The organism is Cryobacterium sandaracinum (assembly GCF_004403415.1).
Lineage (GTDB): Bacteria > Actinomycetota > Actinomycetes > Actinomycetales > Microbacteriaceae > Cryobacterium > Cryobacterium sandaracinum.
The window spans coordinates 64187-89285 of record NZ_SOGO01000011.1 but is presented as its reverse complement, the minus strand read 5'-3'; the positions used below and the strand labels follow the sequence as shown (position 1 = coordinate 89285).

The following is a 25099-nucleotide window of genomic DNA, read 5'->3' as shown; positions in this document are numbered from 1 at the left end:
CCCTTGTTCAATTCGACGGAGATTTTGGGATTTCACGGCGAAAAAGGGGCCTGAACGTCAATTTTGGGCAGAATCTCCGTCGAATTGGTTCGTCGACGGGGGAGCGGAGCCCCGGGGTTTGGCGGCGGGCGCGCCGGGGCAGGAGAATATGAGCATGGCCTACGACTTCGAACGCAAGCAGCGCATCGCTATCCTCGGCGGAGGCCCCGGCGGGTACGAGGCCGCCCTGGCCGGCGCTCAGCAGGGCGCCGAGGTCACCCTGATCGAGCGTGTCGGCGTCGGCGGTTCGGCCGTGATCACGGACGTCGTCCCGTCCAAGTCCCTCATCGCGACGGCCGAGGCCACCAACTCGATCCACGACGCGACCGAGCTCGGCGTACAGCTGTTCGTGCGCGGCGAAAAGGGCAAGCCGGCCCGCCCCGAGGTGGCCATCAACCTCGCCGCGGTCAACAAGCGGCTCCTGGCACTGGCCCGGCAGCAGTCCGAAGACATGAAGTCCACCCTGATGCGCGCCGGGGTCAACCTGGTGCACGGCCACGGCCGGCTGGACGGTACCAGCGGCGTGATCGTGTCCACGGCCGAAGACGGCTCCGGCACGGACTTCGACCGGATCGAGGCCGACACGATCGTCGTCTCCGTCGGGGCAACCCCGCGCATCCTGCCCACCGCGCTCCCCGACGGCGAGCGCATCCTCACCTGGACGCAGCTCTACAACCTGCGGGCCGTACCCGATCACCTTATCGTCGTGGGCTCCGGGGTGACCGGGGCCGAATTCGCCTCCGCCTACCGCGCCCTCGGTGCCAAGGTCACCCTGATTTCCAGCCGCGACCGCGTGCTGCCCGGTGAGGACGCCGACGCCGCGAACGTGGTCGAGAACGTATTCAAGCGCAACGGCATGGTCGTGCTCAGCAAGTCCCGCGCCGAGTCCGTCGTGCGCACGGTGGGTGGAGTGCTGGCCACGCTGGCCGACGGCCGAACCGTCGAGGGTAGCCACTGCCTGATCGCGGTCGGGTCCGTGCCGAACACGAAGGGCCTCGGCCTCGAGGAAGCCGACGTGCAGCTCACCGACTCCGGTCACATCCGGGTGAACCGGGTCGCGCGCACGTCGATGCCGAACATCTACGCGGCCGGGGACTGCACGACCGAGCTGCCGCTGGCATCCGTCGCCTCGATGATGGGCCGCACGGCCGTGTTCCACGCCATGGGCGACGCGGTCAACCCGATCGAGATTCGCAACGTCGCGGCCAACATCTTCACGCAGCCGGAGATCGCCACGGTCGGCTGGACCCAGAAGCAGATCGAGGACGGCCTCACTCGCGGCAGCATCTACAAGCTCCCGCTCGCTTCGAACCCTCGGGCCAAGATGATGGGCATCAAGGACGGCTTCGTGAAGCTGTTCGCCACCACCACCACAGGCACCGTCATCGGCGGCGTGATCGTGGCCCCTAAGGCCAGCGAACTGATCTTCCCGCTCGCCCTGGCCGTGGAGCACCGGCTCACCGTCGACGAGGTCGCACGAGCGTTCCCGGTCTACCCGTCGCTGACGCATTCGATCACGGATGCCGCCCGCGCCATGCACATCGTGCTCTGACGCCTTCGAGAGACACCACAAACGAAAGAAAAGACAACGCCCTCGTTCTTGGAACGAGGGCGTTGACGTGTCAGCCGGTGACGCGGGTCAGGCGTCCACGGCTTCCACGGCGTCCACGGCTTCAACGGCGTCCACGGCTTCAACGGCGTCCATGACGGCCATCAGCAGGAAGCCAGAGGCCACGGTCGCGCCGATGATCGCCCCCACGTTGCCGACGATGCCGTCCTTGTGGGCGGTCAGTGGTTGCTCCATCTTCATGGCCTCCAGCACCAGCAGCAGATCACCCTTGACGACGAGGTCGCCCTCGGCCACGGCCAGCTTCACGATGGTCGCCTGCATCGGGGCGTGTACGGCGTCGCCGGTGGCCGAGCTGACGGAGGGGGAGCCGCCGCGCCGACGGGGTGCCGGGCCGGCCGTGTTCTCGGAGGCGGCGCCGGGCAGCAGGCGGACCGGCAGACTGACCTCGATCCGTCGCCCCTCCACCTCGACGACGACGTTGTGGCGCTTAGCGGGGCCGGTCAGCACTTCCGGCGAGCCGTTCCACGGCTCGATGTCGTTGACGAACTCGGTTTCGATCCACCGGGTGAAGATCGTAAACGGCTCACCGTCGGCAGGGGCGAACGCGGGGTCGCGCACGATCCGGCGGTGGAACGGCAGCACGGTGGGGAGACCCGCGACCTCGAACTCGTCCAGGGCCCGGCGGGAACGCTCGAGCGCTTCCTCGCGGGTGGCGCCGGTGACGATGAGCTTTGCGAGAAGGGAGTCGAACGAACCCGAGATGACGTCGCCGGCGGTGACGCCGCTGTCCACGCGCACCCCGGGGCCCCCGGAGGGCTTGAAGACGTGCACGGGGCCGGGGGCCGGCATGAAGCCGCGGCCGGCATCCTCGCCGTTGATGCGGAACTCGAAGGAGTGTCCGATCGGCTCCGGGTCGGGGTAGTCGAGGCGACCGCCCTCGGCCAGGCGGAACTGCTCGCGCACCAAATCGATTCCGGTCACTTCCTCGGACACGGGATGCTCGACCTGCAGCCGGGTGTTGACCTCCAGGAACGAGACGGTGCCGTCCTGGCCGATCAGGAACTCGCAGGTGCCGGCGCCCACGTAGCCGACCTCGGCGAGGATCGCCTTGGACGCGCGATACATCTCGTTACGCTGCGCGTCGGTCAGGAACGGCGCGGGGGCCTCCTCGACCAGCTTCTGGTGGCGACGCTGCAGGGAACAATCGCGGGTGGAGACGACGACGACCGTGCCGGATGCGTCGGCGAGGCACTGGGTCTCGACGTGGCGCGGCTTGTCCAGGTACTTTTCAACGAAGCATTCGCCCCGACCGAACGCGGCAATAGCCTCGCGGGTGGCGGAGTCGAAGAGCTCGGGCACTTCCTCGCGGGTGCGGGCGACCTTGAGGCCGCGACCGCCGCCGCCGAAGGCCGCCTTGATCGCAACCGGCAGGCCGTGGAGGTCGACGAAATCGAGCACCTCCGCGGCATCCGCCACCGGGTTGAGGGTGCCGGGCGCCATCGGCGCATGCACCTTCTCGGCGACGTGCCGTGCGGAGACCTTGTCGCCGAGCTTCTCGATGGCGTCGGGGGAGGGGCCGATCCAAATCAGGCCGGCCCCGATCACGGCGCGGGCGAAGTCGGCGTTCTCGGCGAGGAACCCGTAGCCGGGGTGCACGGCATCGGCGCCGGACCGTCGGGCCACGGAGAGCAGCTTTTCGATGACGAGGTAGGTGTCGGCGCTCGTGGTTCCGTCGAGACCGTAGGCCTCGTCGGCCAGATGCGAATGCATCGAGTCGCGATCCTGGTCAGCGTAGACGGCAACCGAGGCAATGCCGCTGTCTTTTGCGGCTCGGATCACCCGGACGGCGATTTCGCCCCGGTTTGCGATGAGGACCTTCGTTATTGGGGGCACAGTGCCCTAGCTTATGGGGCAGAGCGACCGGGTTTTTGGTTCTCTCCCACAAAAAGAGGCCGGAGAAAGGTGCGGATGCCTACAAACAACCTCGATAACCAGCAATCTGTCAGTTGTCGGTGCGGTTCCACAGGCTCGGCCACGCGTGCCCGAGACCGGTCACCAGCCGGCGCAGCGTCGGCAGCGAGAGCCCGACGACGGTGGACGGATCCCCGCTGATGTGGGTGATGAACGGCGCCCCGAGGCTGTCGATGGTGAAGGCCCCGGCCACGAGCAGAGGCTCGCCGGTGGCGATATAGGCGTCCAGCTCCGCATCCTCGATGTCGTCGGCGAAGGTGACGTCCGCGACGGCGACGGCGCCGACACCGCGCCCGGCCACGCCGGCCGCGTGGTCGATCAGCCAATGGCCCGAATACAGCTGCCCGGTTCGGCCGCGCTGCAGGTGCCAGCGTTCCCGCGCCTTCTCGGCGGTGTGCGGCTTGCCGTAGATGACGTCGTCGATCACGAAGACCGAGTCGCCGCCGAGCACGAGGCCGTCGGTGATGTCGCCGCTGTCGGTCAACACGCGGGACACGGCCTCCGCCTTGGCCCGCGCCAGCAGCTCCACGACCCGGTGGGGAGTCAGCGGTCCGCCGCCCGACCGGGCCGCGTCGGCGGCGACCACGTCCTCGTCGACGTCGGGCGCAACTGTGACAGGTTCGATCCCCGCGGTGCGCAGCAGCATCAGCCGGGCCGGAGACGTGGACGCCAGGTACAAGCGCATGGGTTTCCTTCGGTGGGGGTGCACGTGGTGTGGGATCATCGAAGGATGGGCTCCAGCAATGACATCCAGGCAGATTCGAACGGGCACTCCGCAGAAGTGGGCACGGAACTCGAACTTGACGTCACCAACGTAGCCCACGGCGGCATCTTCATCGCCCGGCACGAGGGCCGCGTGGTCTTCGTGAGTGACACACTGCCGGGGGAGCGCGTGCGCGCCCGGCTGACCTCGGCCAGCCACAAAAGCTTCTGGCGGGCGGAGACCGTCGAAGTGCTCACCCCGGCACCGGAGCGTCAGCCGCACATTTGGGCCGCCGCCGCCCTCGACCGCGACCCCGTAGACCGCGCCGGCGGCGCCGAGTTCGGCCACATCGAGCTCGGTTTCCAGCGCGAGCTGAAGCGCCAGGTTTTGGCTGACGCCTTGAAACGGATGGCCGGTATCGAGTCCGAGGTCATGGTCGAGCCGGTCCCGGTCGGCCCCAACGCCTCGCCCGGCGACGCCGCCGACGGCACCGGCTGGCGCACGCGCGTGCGCCTGCACGTTGACGAGGACGGCTCTGTCGGCCCTTATGCCGCCCGCTCGCACCGGGTGATCCCGGTCGGCGACCTGCCGCTGGCCGACCGCCTGCTCGAGGCGGCCGCGCCGCTGGACAAAATGTTTCCCGGCGCCGCATCCGTCGACATCGTCGCCCCGAGCCTGGGCACCGTGCAGATCCTGGTGGCGGAGCAGGACGACAAGGGCCGACGCCGGCACACCCCGAAAACGCTGATCCGCGAGGTTGTGGGCGAGCGCGAGTTCCGCCTCGACGCCGCTGGGTTCTGGCAGGTGCACACCAGCGCCGCCGAGACCCTCTACCGCGCGGTGCAGGACATCATCGACGCGGACGCCTTCGACCCCCGGGCCGCGAACCTGGACCTCTACGGCGGGGTCGGCCTGCTCGCCGCCGCCGTGGGCGACCGGTTCGGCAGCACGGTGCGCATGACCAGCGTCGAGAGCGACCCGCAGGCCACGGACTTCGCGGCTGAGAACCTCGCCGAGTGGGTGGGGGCCAGCGTGCAGACCTCCCGCGTCGACCGGTTCCTGAACGCGCTCGTGCGCGATTCGAGCTCCGCCGAGAAGGCTCGCCAGTCGGCCGCCACGGTGATCCTCGACCCGCCACGCTCCGGCGCCGGCAAGGAGGTCATCGACCTGCTCGGCGCCGTGGAACCGGCCCAGATCGTCTACGTGGCCTGTGACCCCGTCGCCCTGGCCCGCGACATCGCCCTCCTCGCCGGTCACGGGTACATCCTGCGCCGGCTGCGTGCCTTCGACCTGTTCCCCAATACCCACCATGTCGAAGCCGTCGCGCTCCTGTCCCGGTAGCTATCGTTGACCTGTACGACAACGTGAGGATGTAGGAACCGTGAACCAGCCAGCAACACCTCTCCCCTCGGCCCCGGGAATTCCCGGCGCCCTCGAACTCGGCCATCCCGTGCGGGTGGGCATCGCCGACGATCACGAGTCGGTGCGCCTGGGCATCAAGGCGGCCTGTGAGAACGTCGGCTACGAGGTCGTCTTCACCGCGCCCACCGTGCAGGAGCTCGTGAACGGCATCGACGGCCGCGCCGTAGACGTCATCGTGTTGGATCTGTCGCTGGGCGATGGATCCCGCGTCACCGACAATGTGCACCGTGCCCAGAGCACGGGCGCGTCGGTCCTCGTGCACAGCATCGCCGATCGGGTCGCCCTGGTGCGCGAGGCGCTTGCCGCGGGCGCGGCCGGCGTCATCCCCAAATCGTCCCCCACCACCACGGTCATGGCGGCCGTCGCATCCGTGGCCCGCGGCGACGTTCTCAACAACCTCGAGTGGGCCACGGCCATCGACGCCGACCGCGACTTCGCCAAGGCCCAGCTCGGCCGGCGCGAACGTGACGTGCTGCACCTCTACGCGTCGGGGCTCCCCCTCAAAATGGTGGCGATGCAGCTTGGCATCGCGCACTCGACCGCCCGTGAGTACCTCGACCGGATCCGGGTGAAATACGTGGAGGTCGGCCGTCCGGCACCCACCAAGGTGGACCTGCTCCGGCGCGCCGTCGAAGACGGAATCCTGCCGGGCCTCGACCCGGATGGCGGAGATGCCCGCGGGTAAGCCCGCGGGCTCCGGCCCTCTGGGCTCCACCGCGGCGCACTCGGACGCCGAGCTGCTCGATTCCGACCCGATCGTGGGGCCCAAACAGCCGCGCAACCCGATCAGCCGCACCCGGATCGAAGTCGTGGCCTCGCGTTCCGTCGCCGGCGTCGGCGTGGTCTTCGCCCTCCAGGCGATGCCGATCATGCTCGCGCAGGCCCCGGTGCGGGTGCCGGTGATGGGTTTGCTCGCGCCGCTGCTGCTCGGTCTGTCGCTGGCGGCGGTCGTGGTGGCCGCCGTGACCAAGGTCGGGGTGCGGGCATCCGCCGGAACCGTGGCGATGCTCTATCTGGCGGCGCTGCTGGCCTGGCCCATGCTGATGCGTGACCCCGCGGCCGTGCTCGACGGCAAACCGTGGCTCTGGTACATGTGCACCATCGCAACGGCCTGCGCCGCTCTGGCCTTCCCGGTGTTCTGGGCCGTCATCTACACGGTGGTCGTGCCGATCGTCTACGGCGTGGTGCGGTCGACACCGTCCGGCGGCGACGCCGATGTTCTTCTGTCGTCTCTGGACACGGTCTACGCGATAATCCTCGGCCAGGTCATCCTGATCATCATCTTCATGCTGCGGCAGACGGCCCTCGCGGTCGACAACGCGCAGACCAACGCGCTGCACCAGTATGGGAACGCCGTGCGGCAGCACGCGACGGAGGTCGAGCGCGTGCAGGTCGACTCGATCGTGCACGACAGCGTGCTGGCCACGTTCCTCGCCGCGGCCGCGGCCGGCAGCCCGAAGGCGGCCGAGCTGGCCTCCGGCATGGCCTCTGATGCCCTCACCCGGCTCAACGACGCCGCCATCGTGCCTGCCGGTGACGACAGCACGGTTGCCTTCAGCGAGCTCAGTGCGCAGATCCGGGCCGCCGCCGACCGGCTGCCGGTGCCGTTCACCGTCGACGAGTGCGAGATCGACGGGTTGCGCCTCCCGGTCCACGCGAGCGAGGCGATCCTCGCCGCGAGCGTGCAAGCCATGGTGAACAGCGCCCAGCATGCCGGCACGCCGAGCTTCGAGCCCGACCGCGCCCTCACGATGAGCGGGAACGCCCGGGGGGGCTGCACCATCACGATCGCCGACACCGGCGTGGGCTTCGACCCAGAGCTTGTGCCGGCGGAACGGCTCGGACTGCGCATCTCGATCCAGGACCGGGTGGCCAGCGCCGGCGGATCCGTGCGCGTGCGCGCCGGGGTGGGCCGCGGAACGACGATCACCATCGAGTGGCCGCCGGCCCAGAAAGGACGTCCCGAGTGATCACCGTTCCGCGCGGACTCGTGCTCTCCCTGGCCGCAATGTTCTCCGCTTACCACATCGTGCTCGGCTTCTACTCGCTGGGCCAACCGCGCAGCCCGGTGCCGGCGATCCTGGCGCTGCTCGTCTACGGTGTGGCGACCGTGCTCAGCCTCTGGCCGACGAGCCCGATGCGGATGCCGGTGTGGCTGGCGTTCTTCAACGTCGCTGTTTGTGCGATGCTGCCGCTGCTCGTGGGGAGCCAGCTCGACGGCTCCGTCGACAACGGCTACGCCACCTGGAATGTCGCGGCCGTGGGCACCCTGATGACTATTACCGCCACCCGCCGGCGCCCAGGCCTGGCCTGGGTCGGCGCCGCGACGCTGGTCGTGCACACGATTTTCTGGGCTGGCCCGGCGGCCCTGGGCTCCATGGGCGTCATCGGCAGTGTGGTCTGGGTCGCGGTCGCGGTCATCCTGGCGCGGGCGCTGGCCAAGGCAGGCCGCGACGCCCGGCAGTACGCCCTGGCCGAGCAGGAGGCCACCGAGTGGCAGGCCGCCCAGGACGCGCACCTCTACGAGCGCCAGGTTCGGCTCGCCCAGACCATCCGGCTTGCGGCCCCGATGCTGCGCCGGATCATCGACCAGGGCGGGGTGCTGAACGACGAGCAGCGTCAGGAGTCCCGCTACCTGGAGGCGGCTGTGCGGGACGAGATCCGCGGACGGAAGCTGCTCAATGACGCCGTGCGTGACGCGATCATGGCCGCGCGTCGCCGCGGCGCCATCGTCACCCTGCTCGACGAGGGCAGTATCGACGACATCCGCGGCGCGGAGCTGGAATCGGTGCTCAACACTCTGGCGACCGCGATCGACTCCACCCTGGCGGACACGATCATCGCCCGGACCGCCGGCGACGGGTCCGCGACCGCGGTCACCGTGGTGGGTCTCAGCAGCGCAGACGCGAAGCTGATCGCCCTCGGCCAGGAGTCACCGGAACCTGAGGTGCACCTGTGGCTGGAGATCCCGCGCAACCCGGTCCTGACGTCCTCCGGCCCGGGCTAGCTGGTCAGCACGCGGAGCACCGTGCGCCGAGCGCACATCAATTCGACGGAGATTTTCGTCTGCAACCACTTTTTCGGAGTGTTTGGGGCCGTTTTCCTCAAAATCTCCGTCGAATTCGTTCGAGACGGGGTTACACCCGGGCCACGCCGGCAAATGCGAAAGGGACCAACCGTGGTTGATCCCTTTCGACTTTCGTGCCAGGGCGACAACCCGAATGTCACCCTGACGCGCCCCCAAAACCCGACTGCTTACCCTAGTCGACGGGCTTTAGTCGTGAACTCTTAAGAGCATCACCGAGCAATGCCAATACTGGTCGAACCGGTTCGGTAAAAAAAGTCGGCATTTAGGGGGACCGGGAGCGCCCGACGGTTGGGAACCGAAGGGTCAGGCCGAGAATCCGCGCCAGCGGCCTGCGCCGGGGGTCAGAGCCACCCGGACACTGCGTTGGCTGCGCTGCCACGCGCTCTGGCCGCGCACCGGCGCCTGGCGCAGGTTGTCGCCCTCCTCGCGCACCAGGCCGTGCAGCACGGCCGACACGGCGGCCGCCTCGGTGGGGGAGACGCCGCGGGTCAGGAAACGCAGCCCGGGCACCGGGGGAACCTCGGGCGACGCAGACTCGGTCTCCTCGGCTGAGCTCGGGGCGCTCGGGGCGCTCGTAACATTCGATGAATCGGTCATAGCACCCGCCTACAGCGGAATGTTCCCGTGCTTCTTGGGCGGCAGACTCGCTCGCTTGGTGCGCAGGGCGCGCAGGGCCTTGGTCACCGCGACGCGGGTCGTGGCCGGCTCGATGATGCCGTCCAGTTCGCCGCGCTCGGCCGCCAGGAACGGACTCGCCACGTTGTAGGTATACTCGTTGGCCAGCCGGGTGCGCACGGCGGCAACATCCTCCTCGGCTGCTTCGGCCTTCTTGATCTCGGCACGGTACAGGATGTTCACGGCGCCTTGGCCGCCCATCACGGCGATCTCCGCGGTCGGCCAGGCCAGGTTGATGTCCGCGCCGAGCTGCTTGGAGCCCATCACGATGTACGCGCCGCCGTAGGCCTTGCGCAGGATGACGGTGACCAGAGGCACGGTCGCCTCCGCGTAGGCGTAGAGCAGCTTGGCGCCGCGGCGGATGATTCCGGTCCACTCCTGGTCGGTGCCGGGAAGGAAGCCCGGCACGTCGACCAGGGTGAGGATAGGAATCGAGAACGCGTCGCAGAAACGCACAAACCGGGCGGCCTTCTCGCCGGCCGGAATGTTGAGCGTGCCGGCCATGGCGTTGGGCTGGTTGGCGACGATGCCGATCGAGCGTCCCTCGACGCGGGCGAAGCCGACGACGATGTTCGGGGCGAACAACGGCTGCGTCTCGAGGAAGTCGCCGTGGTCGACGATGTGCTCGATCACGGTCTTCACGTCATAGGGCTGGTGCGCGGAATCGGGGATGATCGTGTTCAAGTTCCGGTCGCCATCCGTCGTCTCGAGCTCGATGTCGCTGTCGAAGACGGGCAGGTCGGCCAGGTTGTTGTCCGGCAGGAAGCTGAGCAGGGTGCGGGCGTAGTCGAGGGCGTCGGGCTCGTCGCTAGCCAGGTAGTGCGCCACACCGGAGATCGTGTTGTGCGTGAGCGCGCCGCCGAGCTCTTCCATGCCGACGTCTTCGCCCGTGACGGTCTTGATCACGTCGGGGCCGGTGACGAACATCTGGCTGGTCTTGTCGACCATGATCACGAAGTCGGTCAGGGCAGGGGAGTAGACGGCGCCGCCGGCGGCGGGGCCGCAGATGATCGAGATCTGCGGGATGACGCCGGACGCGGCCGTGTTCCGGCGGAAGATCTCGCCGTACTTGCCGAGGGCGACGACGCCCTCCTGGATGCGCGCTCCGCCGGAGTCGAGGATGCCGATGATGGGCACCCCGGTCTTGAGGGCAAGGTCCATCACCTTGATGATCTTCTCGCCGGCAACCTCGCCGAGCGAGCCGCCGAAGATGGTGAAGTCCTGCGAGTAGACGCAGACCTGGCGGCCGTGGATGGTGCCGGTGCCCGTGACGACCGCGTCGCCGTAGGGCCGCTTCTTCTCCATGCCGAATGCGTGCGTGCGGTGCCGCACGAACTCGTCGATCTCGACGAAGGAGCCCTGGTCGAGCAGCAGGTTGATGCGTTCCCGCGCGGTCATCTTGCCTTTGGCGTGCTGTTTCTCGATCGCGGCCTCGCCGCTGGCGGTCACGGCTTCGTGATAGCGCAGCTTGAGGTCGGCGAGCTTTCCAGCCGTCGTGTACAGGTCGGGGCCCGCAAGGGGCGAGTTCTCAGTCACGCGGTTCACTCTACCGGCCAGCCCCTGCTCCCGATCGTTGACGATTGTCTACAAAAACCGGCCGGTTTGCTGGTCGGGTGCGTCTGCCTTCCTGTGGCCAACTCCTAAGGATTGGCGGATTCGGGCCGGAATTGTGCCATTTGCGCTCGTATTCGCCAGAATTACAGGAGTTAGCCACAGGGAGAGAGAATCAGATGGAGTTTCCGCTCAGCCGCGAGGTCGTGCCGCGTTTCGAGTACCTACCCGAGACCGGGTCGACGAACGACGTGCTCGTCGCCCACACTGCGGGCAAGGATGCCGCAGCCTGGCCCGACCTGTCGACGGTCGTCACCGACAACCAGACCCGCGGTCGCGGCCGACTGGGTCGGACCTGGCTCGCCCCCACCGGAAAGTCGCTCGCCATCTCGGTGCTGCTCCGCCCGAGAGCCTCGGCCGCCCCGCTCCCGATCGACCACTTCGGCTGGTTCCCCCTGCTCGCCGGAGCCGCGATGACCCGGGCCGTGCGCGCGGTCGTCGAGGCGAGCCTGGCAGCCCGGGTGGACGAACCCGGCGAGGAGGCGCCCCGGCACGAGGTCACCCTGAAATGGCCCAACGACGTGCTGATCGACGGTTACAAGGTGTCGGGCATCCTCTCGGAGCTGCTGCCCGGCGCGCAGGGGCTGGTTATCGGCGCCGGCCTGAACGTGTCCCTCGACGAGCACGACCTGCCCACGCTCACCTCGACGTCGCTGCTGCTGGTGACCGGTTCGGCCCCCGATCCGGATGCCGTGCTCGCCCGCTACCTCACCGAACTGCGGCAGCTCACCCGGGCCTTCCTCGACGCGGAGGGCGACCCGGTCCAAAGCGGGCTGTTGCGCGCGGTGACCGAAGCGTGCGGCACGCTCGGCGGGGTCGTGCGGGTGGAACTGCCCGGTGGCACCGACCTGGTCGGCACCGCTGTTGCGCTCGACCGGAGCGGCCGGCTCATCGTCGAAGACCAGGCGAGCGGCGAATTGCAGGCTGTCGCCGCCGGGGATGTCACCCACCTGCGGTATTAATAGATTATGACAAAGACAGCGGGCTTCGGGGCGGCCGAGGTGCTTCCCCCGGCCGAGTCGGTCGTGGCCGGGCTCCGGCCGCACGCCCGAATCCTGTTCTGGCCCACCCTGGCGCTGCTGGCCATTTCCGCGGCCACCGGGTACTTCTACGGTTCCCTGCCGGAGCCGTGGCAGAATATCGCGCTGCTGGCTGCCGCAGCCGCCCTCGTGCTGCTGCTCTGGCTGCTGCCGCTGATGTCGTGGCTGAACAACCGCTACACGATCACCACCCGGCGCATCATCTTCCGGCACGGATTCTTCGTGCGCACCCGCCAGGAATTGCTGCACAGCCGCGGCTACGATGTGACCCTGCGCCAGAACTGGCTGCAGTCGCTGGCCCACTCGGGTGACGTTCTGATCAGCGCCGGGCTGGAGCATCCGCTCGTCTTGAAAGACGTGCCCAACGCCACCCTGGTGCAACAGGTGTTGCACGACCTGATGGAGTCCTCGCGTACCTTGATGGGCTTGCGCCGCCTGGAACAGTCAGCACTCGCCGACGAGACCGCGCACTGGGGCTCCCGCTAGGCAGCCAGCGCCCGCTCCGAGTCGGCCGTCGCCGCGCGCCGCGGGGAGAACACCCAGTGCCGGTAGAGCACGAAACGGAAGGCCGAGCCCAGCCCCAGCCCGATCACGTTCGACGAGATGTTGTCGGCGAGCAGGCTGGTGTAGCCGAGCCCGTAGCGGCTGACCCAGAGGCAGGCGAGGCCGATGGCCATGCCGACGAGACTGACCGCGAAGAACTCGGCCGCCTCGCGCAGCGTGCGCGACTGGCGGTTGGCCCCGAAGGTCCAGAAGCGGTTGCCGATCCAGTTCACAATGATGGCCAGCGTGGTCGACACGACCTTGGCATAGATCGGTCCGGACTCCACCACGGCGGGGTCGAAGACCGTGGTGCGCAGCAGGTTGAAGACTGTGAAGTCCACAACGAAACCGACGAGGCCGACAGCCCCGAACTTGCCGAGTTGGTGGGCGAAGGCCAGAAGCCGTGCTGATCGGCGCTGTGTACTCGGCATGCATCCCTCCGAATGATGGGCAAAGATAGAAGTCGAGAACCCGAGTCTACGGCGAGGTCCAGCCTGCAGCCTGAGAGAACCCGTACCGGCAATGACCGGTACCAAGGAATTGGTGGAGCGATGAACACGACTGTGGGCGTTATCGGCGGCGGCCAGTTGGCCAGGATGATGATTCCGGCGGCCGTCAACCTGGGCATCCGGATCCGGGTGCTGGCCGAGAACGAGGGCATGTCGGCCGACCTGGCCGCGGTGCAGGTGGGCGACTACCGCGACCGAGACGTGGTGCTGGCCTTCGCCGACACCGTCGACGTCGTCACGTTCGACCACGAGCACGTGCCGCAGGGGATCCTGCGCGAGCTCGTGGCCAGGGGCGTGGCCGTGCACCCGGGCCCCGACGCGCTGCTCTTCGCCCAGGACAAGCTGTTGATGCGTCAGCGCCTGAGCGAGCTGGGTCTGCCCGTGCCCGACTGGGTGCGGGTCGAGAACGCCGCCGAGTTGGGCGCGTTCCTGGCCGCGCACAACAGTCGCGGGGTAGTCAAGACGGCCCGCGGCGGCTACGACGGCAAGGGCGTTCGGCTGGTCACCCACGAGCACGAGGCCGACGACTGGTTCGCCGCGCTCGCCGAAGACGGCAACGACGGCGCCCTCCTGGTGGAGGAGCTGGTCGAGTTCCGTCGCGAGCTCGCCCAGTTGGTCGCGCGACGCCCGTCCGGCCAGATCGCGCTCTGGCCCGTGGTGGAGACCGTGCAGCAGGGCGGCGTCTGCGCCGAGGTCATCGCGCCCGCACCCCAGTCCGAGGGCAGGCTGGCCCGGGCCGCCGCCGACATCGCCGTGCGCATCGCCGAGGGCATCGGCGCCACCGGCATGCTGGCCGTCGAACTGTTCGAGACGACGGATGAGCGCATCCTGGTCAACGAGTTGGCGATGCGCCCACACAACAGCGGCCACTGGTCGATCGAGGGGTCGACGACGAGCCAGTTCGAGCAGCACCTGCGCGCCGTGCTCGACCTTCCCCTCGGGGCGACCGACGTCAGGGACCCGTGGACGGTCATGGTCAACATCCTCGGCGGGCCGGCGTCGGAGCCCCTGTCCGCGCGCTACCCGACCGCGTTCGAGGCCTACCCGGCCGCCAAGGTGCACACCTACGGCAAGGACCCCCGGCCGGGGCGCAAGGTCGGCCACGTGACCGTCGGTGGGGACGATTTGGACCTCGTCGCGTACCAGGCGCGGGCCGCAGCGGCAGTTTTTCAGGACTGACCAAATAGGATCGACTGCGTGACAGACAACCCTGAGCTCGAGACCGCCCCGCGCGAGACCGCCCTGGTGCCGCTGGTCGGCGTCGTGATGGGCTCCGATTCCGACTGGCCGGTGATGAGCGACGCGGCGCAACTCCTGCGCGACTTCGACGTTCCCTTCGAGGTGCAGGTCGTTTCCGCGCACCGCACCCCGGAGAAGATGATCGCCTACGGCCAGAGCGCCCATGCGCGCGGCATCCGGGTGATCATCGCCGGCGCCGGCGGCGCCGCCCACCTGCCCGGCATGCTCGCGGCCGTGACCACCCTGCCGGTGGTGGGCGTGCCCGTTCCGCTGGGTCGGCTCGACGGCCTGGACTCGCTCCTGTCGATCGTGCAGATGCCGGCCGGGGTGCCCGTGGCCACCGTCTCCATCGGCGGAGCACGCAACGCCGGCCTGATCGCCGTCAAGGTCCTCGCCATCGCCGACGACTCCCTGCGGGTCAAGCTGCTCGCCTATCGGGAGATGCTCGCCGCACAAGTCGAGCAGAAGAACCTGGACCTCCAAGCAAAACTATGATCAGTGCACGCACGCCGATCCGGCATCCGGATCTCGGGTCCGCCCCGATCATGACCAAACGGGCCTGGTGGCTCGTCGTGCTCAACTTCGTGCTGCCCGGCTCCGCGCAGGTGCTGGCCGGCAACCGTCGGCTCGGCCGGTTCGGCCTCGGCATGACGCTCACGCTGCTCGCTCTCGCGGTGGTCGTGGGGGTCGTCTACACTCTCTGGCCTGCCGTCGCTCTGACCGTGTTCACCAACTCGATCGGCCTGTGGGCGGCCGCCCTGCTGCTGGCCTTCTCCGGTGTGGTCTGGCTGATCCTGTCCCTGGACACGCTGCGCCTCGTGCGCCTCGTGCGCGCCACCCCCAAGGCCCGCCCGATCATCGCCGGGCTCGCGACGGTGCTGATGGTGGGCGTGGTCGGCACGGCCGGGTACGGCGCGTACGTGGCCACGACGGCCAGCGGGTTCCTCTCCTCGGTCTTCGTGGCAGGCCCGACGGAGCCGCCCTCCGACGGCCGCTACAACATCCTGCTGCTCGGCGGCGACGCCGGCCCCGACCGTGAGGGTCTACGCCCCGACAGCATCTCCGTGGTCAGCATCGATGCGGAGACCGGCCAGGCCAGCATGATCGGCTTGCCGCGCAACCTGGAGGACGTGCCGTTCTCTGCGGGGCCACTCGCCGACCTGTACCCGGAAGGGTATGGGTCGATCGACGGTTGTGAGGTCTCCGCGTGCATGCTGAACTCGATCTACACCGAGGTGGAGGTGAAGAGCCCGGAGATGTACCCGGATGCTGTCGGCAGCGGCAGCGAACCGGGCATCGAAGGCATGCGCGACGCGGCCCAGGGCGTGACCGGGCTGACGATCCAGTACTACGCATTGATCGACATGCAGGGATTCTCCGACCTCGTCGACGCGCTCGGCGGAGTCGACATCAACGTCGACCACCGTGTCCCCGTGCATACCGACGAGACCTTCACCGAGGTTGCCTTCTGGTTCGAGCCCGGCAGGCAGCACATGGACGGGTACCACGCCCTCTGGTACGCACGCTCACGCCATGACACGAGCGACTACGACCGGATGGTGCGGCAGCGGCAGGTGCAGGAGGCGATCCTGCAGCAGGCGAGCCCCGCCAACGTGCTGACGAAGTTCCAGGCGGTTGCATCGGCCGGCAGCCAGGTCGTGAAGACCGACATCCCTCAGGGCATGCTCGGCTATTTCACGCACCTGGCGTCGAAGACGAAGGCGCTGCCGATCCAGTCCGTCGAGTTGGTGCCGGAAAACGACGTCGACCCGGAGGATCCCGATTACGACGTCATCCGCAGCCTGATCGAAGCCGCCCTGATTCCGCCGCCCACGGCGGAACCGGCTCCGTAGGGTCGGTTGGGTTCGGGTTCGGTCGAACGGCCCCGGACTCGGTGGTGCTGTTACAGGTCCGCGTGCAGCAGCCAGATGCGCTCGGCGGAATCGCGCCAGGTGAAGGCCTGGGCTCGATCGCTACCGAAGATGCGCAGCCGGTTTGCGAGAGTGGTGTCGCTCAGCACCTGGGTGACGGCCGCAGCCAGTCGCTCGGGGTACCCGGATGCATCCTCACGCTCGACGACCAGCCCCGCGTCGCCGGCGGCCTCGACCAGGGCCGGGGCGTCCGAATGCACGACCGGGGTGCCCAGGTAAAACGCCTGGATCATCGGCCCGGCGAAGCCTTCTTCCCGGCTGGGGTAGACGAACACTGCCGCCCGGGAGATGACCACGGCCAACTCTTCGTCGGTCAGCCCGTTCAGGGCGCGCACCCGGCCCCACGGGAGGCCGGCCTCGTCGGCGACGGATGCCACGTCGAGCTCACCCCAGGCGGCCGGTCCCAGAACGATCAGCGGGAGATCCGGCGCTCCCGGCAGGCCCAGGGCGGTGATCAGCGCCGTGATGGCCTTCCGCGGCTCGAGCGTGCCGACGGTGACGATGTACTCGTTCGGCAACGCCAGGCGTTCCGCGATGATCTCCGTCGCGGAGGAGTTCGACGGAAGGCGGAGGCCGCTTCCGATTCCGCCGCCGATCACCCGCACGCGGTCGCCGAGGTCGACGATGTTCGCGAGCTGGTGGGCCACGGCGTGGCTGGGGACCACGATCGCATCCGCGTGTTTGCGGGCGCGTTTGACCATGACCTTCGTCCAGGCGACGGTCGCCGGAGTGAGCGCCTCCGGATGCGTCCAGGCCAGCACGTCGTGAATGGTGACGGTCACCTGGGTGCCGTCGTTGACGATGCTGTGCTTGCGCAGGGGCGCCAGCAGGGAGGGGGCATGGATCATGCCCGACCCGGAACTGTTGGCGATGCCCAGTTGCCAGGCCGCCGTGAGCTCGCGCCGCGGCAACGTGGTCTTGTGCAGACTGGCCAGACCCGGCAGGGACGTTTCGACCCTGGCGTAGTGCTCGGCCGACGACGACGACACGATTCCTTCGACGTCGCAACCGGCCGGCGCCGCCGCGATCAGGGCCCGGGTCAGTTCTTCGGTGTAACGCCCGATGCCACCCGGGACCGGTGCAATCATCTGGTCCAGGACGACTCTCAGTGTGGTCATTGGTCCGCGAAGATCCCCTGCTCGGCCGCCGCGGCCAGAGCCTCGCGCCAGTCGCGAATGGGGGACAGCCCGGCGGTAGCCCAGGCATCGTGGCCGAGCACCGAATACGAGGGCCGGGGGGCCGGGCGCACGAACTGCGAACTGTCGGTCGGAGTGACCCGTTCAGGGTCAAGGCCGGCCGTGGCGAAGACGGCCTGGGCGAAGCCGAACCAGCTCGTCACGCCGGAGCTGGTCCCGTGGTAGATGCCGGCGGGCGCGTCGGAATCGAGCAGGGTGACGATCTGCGCGGCCAGGTCGGCGGTCCAGGTTGGCTGACCGACCTGGTCGTCGACGACGCTGAGGGTGTCGCGGGCTGCAGCCAGCTTCAGCATGGTCTTGGGGAAGTTCGGGCCGTGTTGGCCGTAGAGCCAGGCCGTGCGCACGATGTAGCTGCCCGCCGGGTGTTCCTGCATTACGAACGCCTCGCCGGCGGCCTTGGTGCGGCCGTAGGCGGAGATCGGGTCGATCTCGGTGTCCTCCGCGTAGGGTGCGGTGGCGCTGCCGTCGAACACGTAGTCGGTGGAGATCTGCACGAGCTTCGCCCCGGTGGCGGATGCGGCCAGCGCCAGGTTGTGGGGGCCGGTCGCGTTGATCGCGTACGCGGCATCCTCATTCGTCTCGGCGTCGTCCACCTGCGTGTATGCGGCGGCGTTGATGATGACGTCGTAGCCGACGACCTGAGCCAGAACCGCGGCCCGGTCGGTGATGTCCAGCTCGGTGCGGTCGAACGCTGTGACGTCGCGGCCGGCGAGCGCGGCCTGCAGGTCGCGTCCGAGCATCCCGGCCGCGCCGGTGATCAGATAGCGGGTCATCAGCTCAATGCCGCACGGGCCTTGAGCGGCTCCCACCAGGTGCGGTTGTCGCGATACCACTGCACGACGTCCGCGAGTCCCTGTTCGAACGGAACGAGGGGCGCGTAGCCGAGTTCGGCCTGGATCTTCGAGATATCCACGGAGTAGCGCAGGTCGTGGCCGAGGCGGTCGGCGACGCGGTCGACGTAGGACCAGTCCTTGCCGGTGGAGTCGAGCAGCATCTGCGTGAGCTCCTTGTTGGTCAGCTCGGTGCCGCCGCCGATGTTGTAGATCTCACCGGCGCGGCCGCCGACGAGCACCATCGCGATGGCGCGGGTGTGGTCGTCCACGTGCAGCCAGTCACGGATGTTGTTTCCCTCGCCATAGAGGGGAACGTGCAAGCCGTCGATCAGGTTGGTGACGAACAGCGGGATGAGCTTCTCCGGGAAGTGGTACGGCCCGTAGTTGTTCGAGCAGCGCGTGATCGAGATATTCAGACCGTGCGTGCGGTGGTAGCTGCGCGCGAGCAGGTCGCTGCCGGCCTTCGACGCGGAGTAGGGGGAGTTCGGCTCCAGCGCGCGCTCCTCGTTCCACGATCCCTCGGCGATGGAGCCGTAGACCTCATCGGTGGAGACGTGCACGAACCGGGCCAGGTCGTGGCGGAGCGCCGCGTCGAGCAGCTGCTGCGTGCCGAGCACATTCGTCTCGACGAAGATCGACGCGTCGCGCACCGAGCGGTCCACGTGGGACTCGGCGGCGAAGTGCACCACGGCGTCGAGAGAAGGGAAGAGCTCGTCGAGCAGTGCGGCGTCACGGATGTCGCCGTGCACGAACGAGTAACGCGGGGACCCGGCGACGGGGGCCAGGTTCTCGAGGTTGCCCGAGTAGGTGAGGGCGTCGAGCACGACGACCTCGGCTCCTTCGAGGCCCGGGTAGGCGTCTTCGAGGGTGCGCCGAACAAAGTTCGAGCCGATGAAACCGGCTCCGCCGGTGACGAGGATCTTCATATGTGTGTGCCCTGTCTGTAAACGTAAAGTGCCGCGCCTATACTACCGGGCGCGCGCGGCTCTTCCTGAGGGCGCCCGAACGGGTGCCTTCCCCTGTCGTTGAAATGCTGCTTGGATTCGAGGGGGGGCACGGCACTGGGTCGTACTCGACGCGCGGGGAACGAGTTGCCATGGCCATTTCACAAGTAGCAGGGTCGCGTCTCACGATAGCGACGTCACTATTCCTGTGCCTTGCCCTGCTCCAGGGCGGAACCGCCGGGGCCTTCGCCGCGCCGAAGCTCACGGCCGAGTCCGGCCCGGTGCGCGCGCACGACCTCGCTGACGACACGGTGAGCCCGGCGGACCTCCTGGGCGTCCCGGTCGGCCCGGAGGCGCGGTCGGCGGCCCCGCCGGAATTTTCGGTCGCCGACTTCGCAGCCGCAGCGCACACGATCGATGTTGCCGTCGTCATGCCCGCCGACGCTGCGGGGCCGTCGACGTTCATCACGGACGCGGCGGTCCGCCAGCTGGTTGCCGAGACGGGCGCGTATTGGAAGGCCCAGTCGAAGAACCAGGTGGTGTCGCTGACACCCGATCCCAGCATCCGTCGCTATGCCAGCGGTAACGTGTGCGACCAGCTGCACACGATCTGGGAGGAAGCGGGAGCAGCCTTCGGGCATCCGGACCTCGGTCACTACGTGTCCACCGCGGCCCGCCACCTGATGGTTCTGGTGCCGGACGGTTGCGGCGGCACCGGCGTGGGTTCCGTCGGCAGCTTTTCGGCTCCGGTGAGCGGCAACAACGGTGGCGTCATCTGGGTCTCCGTGGGCGGTGCCACCAACCTGGATGTGGTCGCACACGAGTTCGGCCACAACCTGGGGCTGAATCACTCCAATGTTCATTTCTGTCCGGACGCAACGACCAGCGAGGGCCAGCTCGATTCCTCCACCGGAACTTTCTCGGACGGATGCTTTGACGATCTGTATATGGACCTGTACGACGTGATGGGGTTGGCCTTCACCATGAACGGCGTGTCCAATGTGGTGCCCACCGCGCTGAATGTCACGCACAAACTGCGGCTCGGCGCGCTGTCGGACGGTGAGGTCCAGGCGATCGCCCTGCCCGCAGGTGGGAACACCCTGGAGGTCGTCACCTCACTCTCGACGACCGGGGCGGCATCCGGGCGTCGGGCCCTGGCCATCACCGATCCGGTCACGGGGAGCATCTACTTTGTCGACTTCCGTGGTGGCGGCGGCTCCGACACCGGTGCCCTGTATGCGGGGGGACAGCTCGGTGGCTACGGCATCAGCACGGGCGTGCGGGTTCTGACCCTGCGCGACGACGGATCGTCCGTCGTTCTCCTGAGTCCGGATGCCGGCAGCATCGATGGCCACAAGCTCTACCTGTCGGCAGGCCAGAGCCTCGAAACGCGGTCCCAGGGTGTCAGGGTGACGGTGGGGGTCATCTCCGGCGGCACCGTTTCGGTGACGGTCTCCCTGCTCAGTCCGATTCCCCGTCTGTCAGGGGCAGACCGGTTCTCGGCATCTGCGGCGATTTCCGCGGCGAACTTCGCTCCCGGCGTTGACACGGCGTACGTGGCGAGTGGGCTCAATTTCCCGGATGCGCTGTCGGGGGCGCCGGTTGCGGCCCGGGAGGGGGCTCCGATTCTGCTGGTGCTGCCAGGCAGCATCCCGGCCTCGATCAAGACGGAGCTGGAGCGACTCAAACCGGGGAAGATCGTGATTCTGGGTGGTCCGGCGTCCGTGGGCACGACCGTCGAGACAGCGTTGGTTCCCTTGACTCTCGGCCGCGTGACTCGGCTGGCAGGCGCTGACCGCTTCGCCGCGTCCGCGGCCATCTCGGCGGCGACGTTCACGGAGGCCGGACGGACTGTCTACATTGCGAACGGGCTCAAATTCCCGGATGCGCTGTCGGGGGCACCGGTCGCGGCCAGGGACGGCGCGCCGGTTCTCCTGGTGACAGCCGACGCCATTCCGCCAACGATCCGGACCGAGCTGGATCGGCTGGCCCCGGCGAAGATCGTGATCCTGGGGGGTCCGGCATCGGTGAATGCGGCCGTGGAGACGGCGCTGACGCGCTGGGCGCCGGGCCAGGTGACCCGGCTGGCGGGCGCTGACCGGTTCTCCGCATCGGCGGACATCTCGAAGCAGAAATTCCCGGTGACGGGTGGCGCGGTGTACATCGCGAACGGGCTGAAGTTCCCGGATGCGCTGTCGGGGGCGCCGGTCGCGGCCAAGGACGGCGCATCGATACTCCTGGTGCTGGCCGACAGCATCCCGGAGTCGATACGGGTGGAACTCCTCCGCCTCAAGCCCGGGAAGATCATCGTTTTGGGAGGGGAAGCCTCCGTCTCGGAGGCGGTCGCCAGACAGCTCGCGGGCTACCTCCCCTGACCGGATAGCCGGTCGTGCGAGCCGCTCCGCCACACCCCGAACGAATTCGACGGAGATTTTGGCTCTCCTGTCGTAACCGTGGGTTAATCCCGGCCGGGGAGTGCGGGTTTGTGGCCGCCGAGGCTGAGCATGGCGAGGGCGATGAGGGCGTCGGGCGATTTCAAGCCGAAGGCGATGCGGGTGAGTAGTCGGATCTTGGTGTTCATGGATTCGATGCGGCCGTTGGAGAGGCCGTGCTCGATCGATGCAAGGATCGCGGCCCGGTGCTTGACGATGGAGCGTTGGAGTTTCACGAACGACGGGATTCGGCTGCGGCGGGCCCATCCGACCCACTTGTCCAGGGCCTCGGCGGCTTCGTCGCGGGGCAGCTTGAAGACCAGCCGGAGGCCTTCTTTGAGGTAGTAGGCCCGGCCCAGGGCCGGGTTGGTGTGAACGACCCAGGCCAGCTTGATCTGTTGTTTCTCGGTGAGGTTTTCGGGGTTTTTCCAGAGCGCGTAGCGGGAGTTCATCATCAACTTCGCGTGCTCGCTGTGAGGCCGGGCCGGGGCGTCGTGCGCGGGCCGGCCAACCGTGCGGGACTCGTTTAGGCGGGCCTGTTTGCGGGCCTCGGTCCAGGCGGCCTTGCGAACTTCGTCGGGGGCTTCCGTGGCCCACTTCACGACGTGGAACGGGTCCGCGCAGCGGACCGCGTTCGGGCAGCGTGCTGCGACGACCGACGCGATCCACGCGGCCCCATCCGCGGAAACATGCGTGATCAGGGCGGATCGTTCCGCGCCGAGCGCATCGAAGAACGTGCCCAGGGTGGCCTTGTCCTGGCCGGGTGCAGCCCAGACCAGGCGCCCTGAATCGTGGTCGACGACCACGGTCAAGAACTTCCGGCCGCGCTTGTAGGAGACCTCATCGATCCCGATCCGGGTGAGCCCGGCGAAGGGATCATGGAGCTCTTCCGTGTCAGCCCACACCCGGGTGATGATCGCCCCGACCGTGCGCCATGCGATCCGCATCAACACGGTGACCGCGGCCTTAGAGGTTTGAGTGGCCAGCCACGCGACCTGAGAGTCAAAGTGATGCGTGTGGCCGGCCTGGTGCCTGGCCCACGGGACTGCGGCCACGATCACCCCGTGCTCCCGGCACGACACCCGCGGGGCATCCGCCTCCAGAAAGACCCGGGTCGAGCCGAAATTCAATCCCCGCCACCGGCGCCGCCCCGCCCCCTCGTCGTAGCGCGGGCAGCGCTTCTGGCAGCTCCCGCACCGGTTCCGCATCGACCTGGTCAGTCGCACCGACGCAACAAAAACGCCCGCTACGAGGTCGAGATCAACGTCCTCGACCACTGTCTTGTCGACACCGAGCAAAGTCCGCCATATTGTTAGAATCCGCACGCCGTTTTCCCGCCTATAAAGTTTCTTTCCTTTGACAGTCAGAAACCTAGACAGGAAGCGGCGTGCGGCCGTTAAGGCGCTCCGAAACACCCACGGATACAGCAGGGGAGCCAAAATCTCCGTCGAATTCGTTCGACGCTGGACGGCCTCCCGGGGGTCGCAACGGGAGTAGGGTCAGGTGTCATTGGTCGTCTAACCGGGGGAACATCCATGAGCTGTTGTGTGCGGAGGCGCCGGAGCGGCGCAGGCGGGCTCGGCGGACGCCTGGTCGGCATGGTGCTGGCAGTCGTGATCATTGCGTCCGGGCTCGCGTCACTCCAGCCGGCGGCCCCCGCGCAGGCTGCGCCGGATGCCGATCAGCCTTATTTGAGCAACCTGCTGGCCGCCGAGACGCTCGCCATCTCCCGTGCCGATTTCAGGGCAGGCAATCTGATCAGCGACGGGAACTTTTACAACGGATCGGCGCTATCCGAGTTCGAGGTCCAGAAATTCCTGAGCACTCAGGTGCCCGCCTGCCGTGCCGGGTACACCTGCCTGAAATTGTTCCGGCAGACCACGTCGAACAAGGCTGCGGACGCCGTGTGCGGGGCATACGCGGGAGCCGACGGGGAGTCCGCGGCGCGCATCATCACCAAGGTCGGGCTCGCCTGCGGGATCAGCCAGCAGGTACTTCTCGTTTTACTGCAGAAGGAGCAGGGGCTCGTCACCGACACGTGGCCGCTGCAGAATCAGTACGACCGCGCGGTCGGCTACAACTGTCCCGGCACCACGTCGTGCGATCCGGAATACCTCGGCTTCTTCAAGCAGCTCTTCAGTGCAGCCCGTCAGTTCAAGTTCTACAGCAGTCCGGCCAACACCACCCTCACCTACTTCCCGGTCGGGGCAGCCAGCAAAATCAAGTACTCGTCCCACCCCGAGCGGGAGTGTGCCAGCCCGGCCGTGACGATCCAGAACAAGGCGACCGCCGCGCTGTACTACTACACGCCCTTTCAACCCAACGCCGCCGCCTTGACGAACTTCTTCGGGGACGGGGACGAGTGCTCGGAGTACGGCAACCGCAACTTCTGGGGCATCTACAACGGTTGGTTCGGATCCTCCATGATCGACCGCCGCTCCGGGCCCGACCGGTTCGACGCGTCGGCGGCCATCTCACGCGCCAGCTTCGGCCGGGATGTGGCCACGGTCTACGTGGCCAACGGGTTTAACTTCCCCGATGCCCTGTCGGGAGCACCGGTCGCGGCGAAGGACGGTTCCCCGATCCTGCTCGTGACGCCCGGCGGTATCCCTACGTCGATCGCGGCCGAGCTGGGCCGTCTGGATCCACAGCGGATCGTGGTTCTGGGAGGCCCGGCGTCGGTGAGTGCGGCCGTGGAGACGGCATTGCGCCCCTTCACCACCGGCACCGTGGAGCGGTGGGACGGAGCCGACCGCTTCGAGGCGTCGGCGGCGATCTCCCGGACGAGCTTCGGCCCGAACGTTCCGGTGGTCTACGTGGCCAACGGGTTTAACTTCCCCGATGCCCTGTCGGGAGCACCGGTCGCGGCGAAGGACGGTTCCCCGATCCTGCTCGTGACGCCCGGCGGTATCCCTACGTCGATCGCGGCCGAGCTGGGCCGTCTGGATCCACAGCGGATCGTGGTTCTGGGAGGCCCGGCGTCGGTGAGTGCGGCCGTGGAGACGGCATTGCGCCCCTTCACCACCGGCACCGTGGAGCGGTGGGACGGAGCCGACCGCTTCGAGGCGTCGGCGGCGATCTCCCGGACGAGCTTCGGCCCGAACGTTCCGGTAGTGTATCTCGCGAACGGACTGACGTTCCCGGACGCCCTGTCGGGTGCGCCCGTCGCCGGCAAGGACCGCAGCCCGGTGTTGCTGGTCACGGCTGACAGCATCCCCACGTCGATTGCCACCGAACTGAAGCGGCTGCAGCCGGCGAAGATCGTGGTCCTGGGCGGCACCTCGTCCGTGACAGCCGAGCTGACCGGCAAACTGAACGCCTACCTTCGTTAGCCGCACGTGATTCGCCGGCCC

At 68.1% G+C, this 25099-nt stretch carries 21 protein-coding genes; 12 read left to right on the top strand and 9 right to left on the bottom strand.

Features of this window, described 5'->3' with window-relative positions; genetic code table 11:
- Window positions 1–154: 154 nt before the first annotated feature.
- Window positions 155–1591 (top strand): NAD(P)H-quinone dehydrogenase, encoded by a 1437-nt coding sequence (locus tag E3T25_RS03775; RefSeq protein ID WP_104100336.1) that lies wholly within the window; start codon window positions 155–157, stop codon window positions 1589–1591.
- Between the two features lie 87 nt (window positions 1592–1678).
- Here the strand turns inward: E3T25_RS03775 and E3T25_RS03770 are convergent, their stop codons facing one another.
- Both E3T25_RS03770 and E3T25_RS03765 read right to left on the bottom strand, forming a co-directional pair.
- Window positions 1679–3502: an acetyl/propionyl/methylcrotonyl-CoA carboxylase subunit alpha gene (locus E3T25_RS03770; RefSeq protein WP_134372281.1), complete on the bottom strand. Its 1824-nt coding sequence runs from the start codon at window positions 3500–3502 to the stop codon at window positions 1679–1681.
- 109 nt (window positions 3503–3611) lie between these two features.
- Complete coding sequence (locus tag E3T25_RS03765) at window positions 3612–4265, bottom strand: Maf family protein (protein ID WP_134372279.1); 654 nt, start codon at window positions 4263–4265, stop codon at window positions 3612–3614.
- 45 nt (window positions 4266–4310) lie between these two features.
- Here E3T25_RS03765 and E3T25_RS03760 point away from each other — a divergent pair, with 45 nt between their 5' ends.
- The 4 genes from E3T25_RS03760 (at window position 4311) to E3T25_RS03745 (ending at window position 8712) form a co-directional block, all read left to right on the top strand.
- Complete coding sequence (locus E3T25_RS03760; protein WP_134372277.1) at window positions 4311–5624, top strand: class I SAM-dependent RNA methyltransferase; 1314 nt, start codon at window positions 4311–4313, stop codon at window positions 5622–5624.
- Between the two features lie 79 nt (window positions 5625–5703).
- Window positions 5704–6390: a response regulator transcription factor gene (locus E3T25_RS03755; RefSeq protein WP_104100375.1), complete on the top strand. Its 687-nt coding sequence runs from the start codon at window positions 5704–5706 to the stop codon at window positions 6388–6390.
- A complete protein-coding gene (locus E3T25_RS03750) occupies window positions 6377–7675 on the top strand; it encodes a sensor histidine kinase (RefSeq protein WP_134342663.1) in 1299 nt (432 codons plus the stop codon). The genes E3T25_RS03755 and E3T25_RS03750 overlap by 14 nt, the downstream gene beginning before the upstream one ends.
- Complete coding sequence (locus E3T25_RS03745) at window positions 7672–8712, top strand: hypothetical protein (protein ID WP_104100331.1); 1041 nt, start codon at window positions 7672–7674, stop codon at window positions 8710–8712. Before E3T25_RS03750 ends, E3T25_RS03745 begins: the two co-directional genes overlap by 4 nt.
- 384 nt (window positions 8713–9096) lie before the next feature.
- On the opposite strand, the gene E3T25_RS03740 is transcribed toward E3T25_RS03745, so the two are convergent.
- Together E3T25_RS03740 and E3T25_RS03735 are read right to left on the bottom strand one after the other, a co-directional pair.
- Window positions 9097–9390: an acyl-CoA carboxylase epsilon subunit gene (locus E3T25_RS03740; protein ID WP_233191318.1), complete on the bottom strand. Its 294-nt coding sequence runs from the start codon at window positions 9388–9390 to the stop codon at window positions 9097–9099.
- Window positions 9391–9399: 9 nt separating this feature from the next.
- Window positions 9400–11013, bottom strand: coding sequence for an acyl-CoA carboxylase subunit beta (locus E3T25_RS03735; protein ID WP_420898221.1), 1614 nt, complete (start codon window positions 11011–11013; stop codon window positions 9400–9402).
- A gap of 185 nt (window positions 11014–11198) precedes the next feature.
- On the opposite strand from E3T25_RS03735, the gene E3T25_RS03730 reads away from it, so the two are divergent.
- Window positions 11199–12041 (top strand): biotin--[acetyl-CoA-carboxylase] ligase, encoded by an 843-nt coding sequence (locus E3T25_RS03730; protein WP_134372273.1) that lies wholly within the window; start codon window positions 11199–11201, stop codon window positions 12039–12041.
- Window positions 12042–12047: 6 nt separating this feature from the next.
- Window positions 12048–12605 (top strand): PH domain-containing protein, encoded by a 558-nt coding sequence (locus E3T25_RS03725; RefSeq protein WP_241980598.1) that lies wholly within the window; start codon window positions 12048–12050, stop codon window positions 12603–12605.
- Here the strand turns inward: E3T25_RS03725 and E3T25_RS03720 are convergent.
- The gene (locus tag E3T25_RS03720; RefSeq protein WP_134342660.1) at window positions 12602–13093 is read right to left on the bottom strand and encodes a GtrA family protein; all 492 of its coding nucleotides are present in this window, start codon (window positions 13091–13093) and stop codon (window positions 12602–12604) included. The genes E3T25_RS03725 and E3T25_RS03720 overlap by 4 nt on opposite strands.
- Window positions 13094–13213: 120 nt before the next feature.
- Here E3T25_RS03720 and E3T25_RS03715 point away from each other — a divergent pair, with 120 nt between their 5' ends.
- From E3T25_RS03715 to E3T25_RS03705, 3 genes are all read left to right on the top strand, one after another.
- On the top strand, window positions 13214–14350 hold the full coding sequence (locus tag E3T25_RS03715; RefSeq protein WP_134372271.1) for a 5-(carboxyamino)imidazole ribonucleotide synthase: 1137 nt from the start codon (window positions 13214–13216) through the stop codon (window positions 14348–14350).
- Window positions 14351–14437: 87 nt separating this feature from the next.
- On the top strand, window positions 14438–14905 hold the full coding sequence (gene purE, locus E3T25_RS03710; RefSeq protein ID WP_134372322.1) for a 5-(carboxyamino)imidazole ribonucleotide mutase: 468 nt from the start codon (window positions 14438–14440) through the stop codon (window positions 14903–14905).
- On the top strand, window positions 14902–16263 hold the full coding sequence (locus E3T25_RS03705) for an LCP family protein (RefSeq protein WP_338145461.1): 1362 nt from the start codon (window positions 14902–14904) through the stop codon (window positions 16261–16263). The genes purE and E3T25_RS03705 overlap by 4 nt, the downstream gene beginning before the upstream one ends.
- Window positions 16264–16313: 50 nt before the next feature.
- Here the strand turns inward: E3T25_RS03705 and E3T25_RS03700 are convergent, their stop codons facing one another.
- Genes E3T25_RS03700 through rfbB form a run of 3 tightly spaced genes read right to left on the bottom strand, consistent with a single transcriptional unit; the run spans window position 16314 to window position 19296 of the window.
- Window positions 16314–17459 carry a glycosyltransferase family 4 protein gene (locus tag E3T25_RS03700; protein WP_134342659.1) on the bottom strand — a complete coding sequence of 382 codons (1146 nt, stop codon included), beginning with the start codon at window positions 17457–17459 and terminating at the stop codon, window positions 16314–16316.
- Window positions 17456–18310, bottom strand: coding sequence for a dTDP-4-dehydrorhamnose reductase (gene rfbD, locus E3T25_RS03695; protein ID WP_134342658.1), 855 nt, complete (start codon window positions 18308–18310; stop codon window positions 17456–17458). Before rfbD ends, E3T25_RS03700 begins: the two co-directional genes overlap by 4 nt.
- Window positions 18310–19296 (bottom strand): dTDP-glucose 4,6-dehydratase, encoded by a 987-nt coding sequence (gene rfbB, locus E3T25_RS03690; RefSeq protein WP_134342657.1) that lies wholly within the window; start codon window positions 19294–19296, stop codon window positions 18310–18312. Before rfbB ends, rfbD begins: the two co-directional genes overlap by 1 nt.
- Before the next feature lie 170 nt (window positions 19297–19466).
- Between rfbB and E3T25_RS03685 the strand changes: the two genes are divergently transcribed.
- Window positions 19467–21689, top strand: coding sequence for a cell wall-binding repeat-containing protein (locus E3T25_RS03685; protein WP_166785938.1), 2223 nt, complete (start codon window positions 19467–19469; stop codon window positions 21687–21689).
- An 83-nt stretch (window positions 21690–21772) separates the two neighbouring features.
- Here the strand turns inward: E3T25_RS03685 and E3T25_RS03680 are convergent, their stop codons facing one another.
- Window positions 21773–23071 carry an ISL3 family transposase gene (locus E3T25_RS03680; protein WP_134372267.1) on the bottom strand — a complete coding sequence of 433 codons (1299 nt, stop codon included), beginning with the start codon at window positions 23069–23071 and terminating at the stop codon, window positions 21773–21775.
- Window positions 23072–23344: 273 nt separating this feature from the next.
- On the opposite strand from E3T25_RS03680, the gene E3T25_RS03675 reads away from it, so the two are divergent.
- Complete coding sequence (locus tag E3T25_RS03675; RefSeq protein WP_134372265.1) at window positions 23345–25078, top strand: cell wall-binding repeat-containing protein; 1734 nt, start codon at window positions 23345–23347, stop codon at window positions 25076–25078.
- Window positions 25079–25099: the final 21 nt, after the last annotated feature.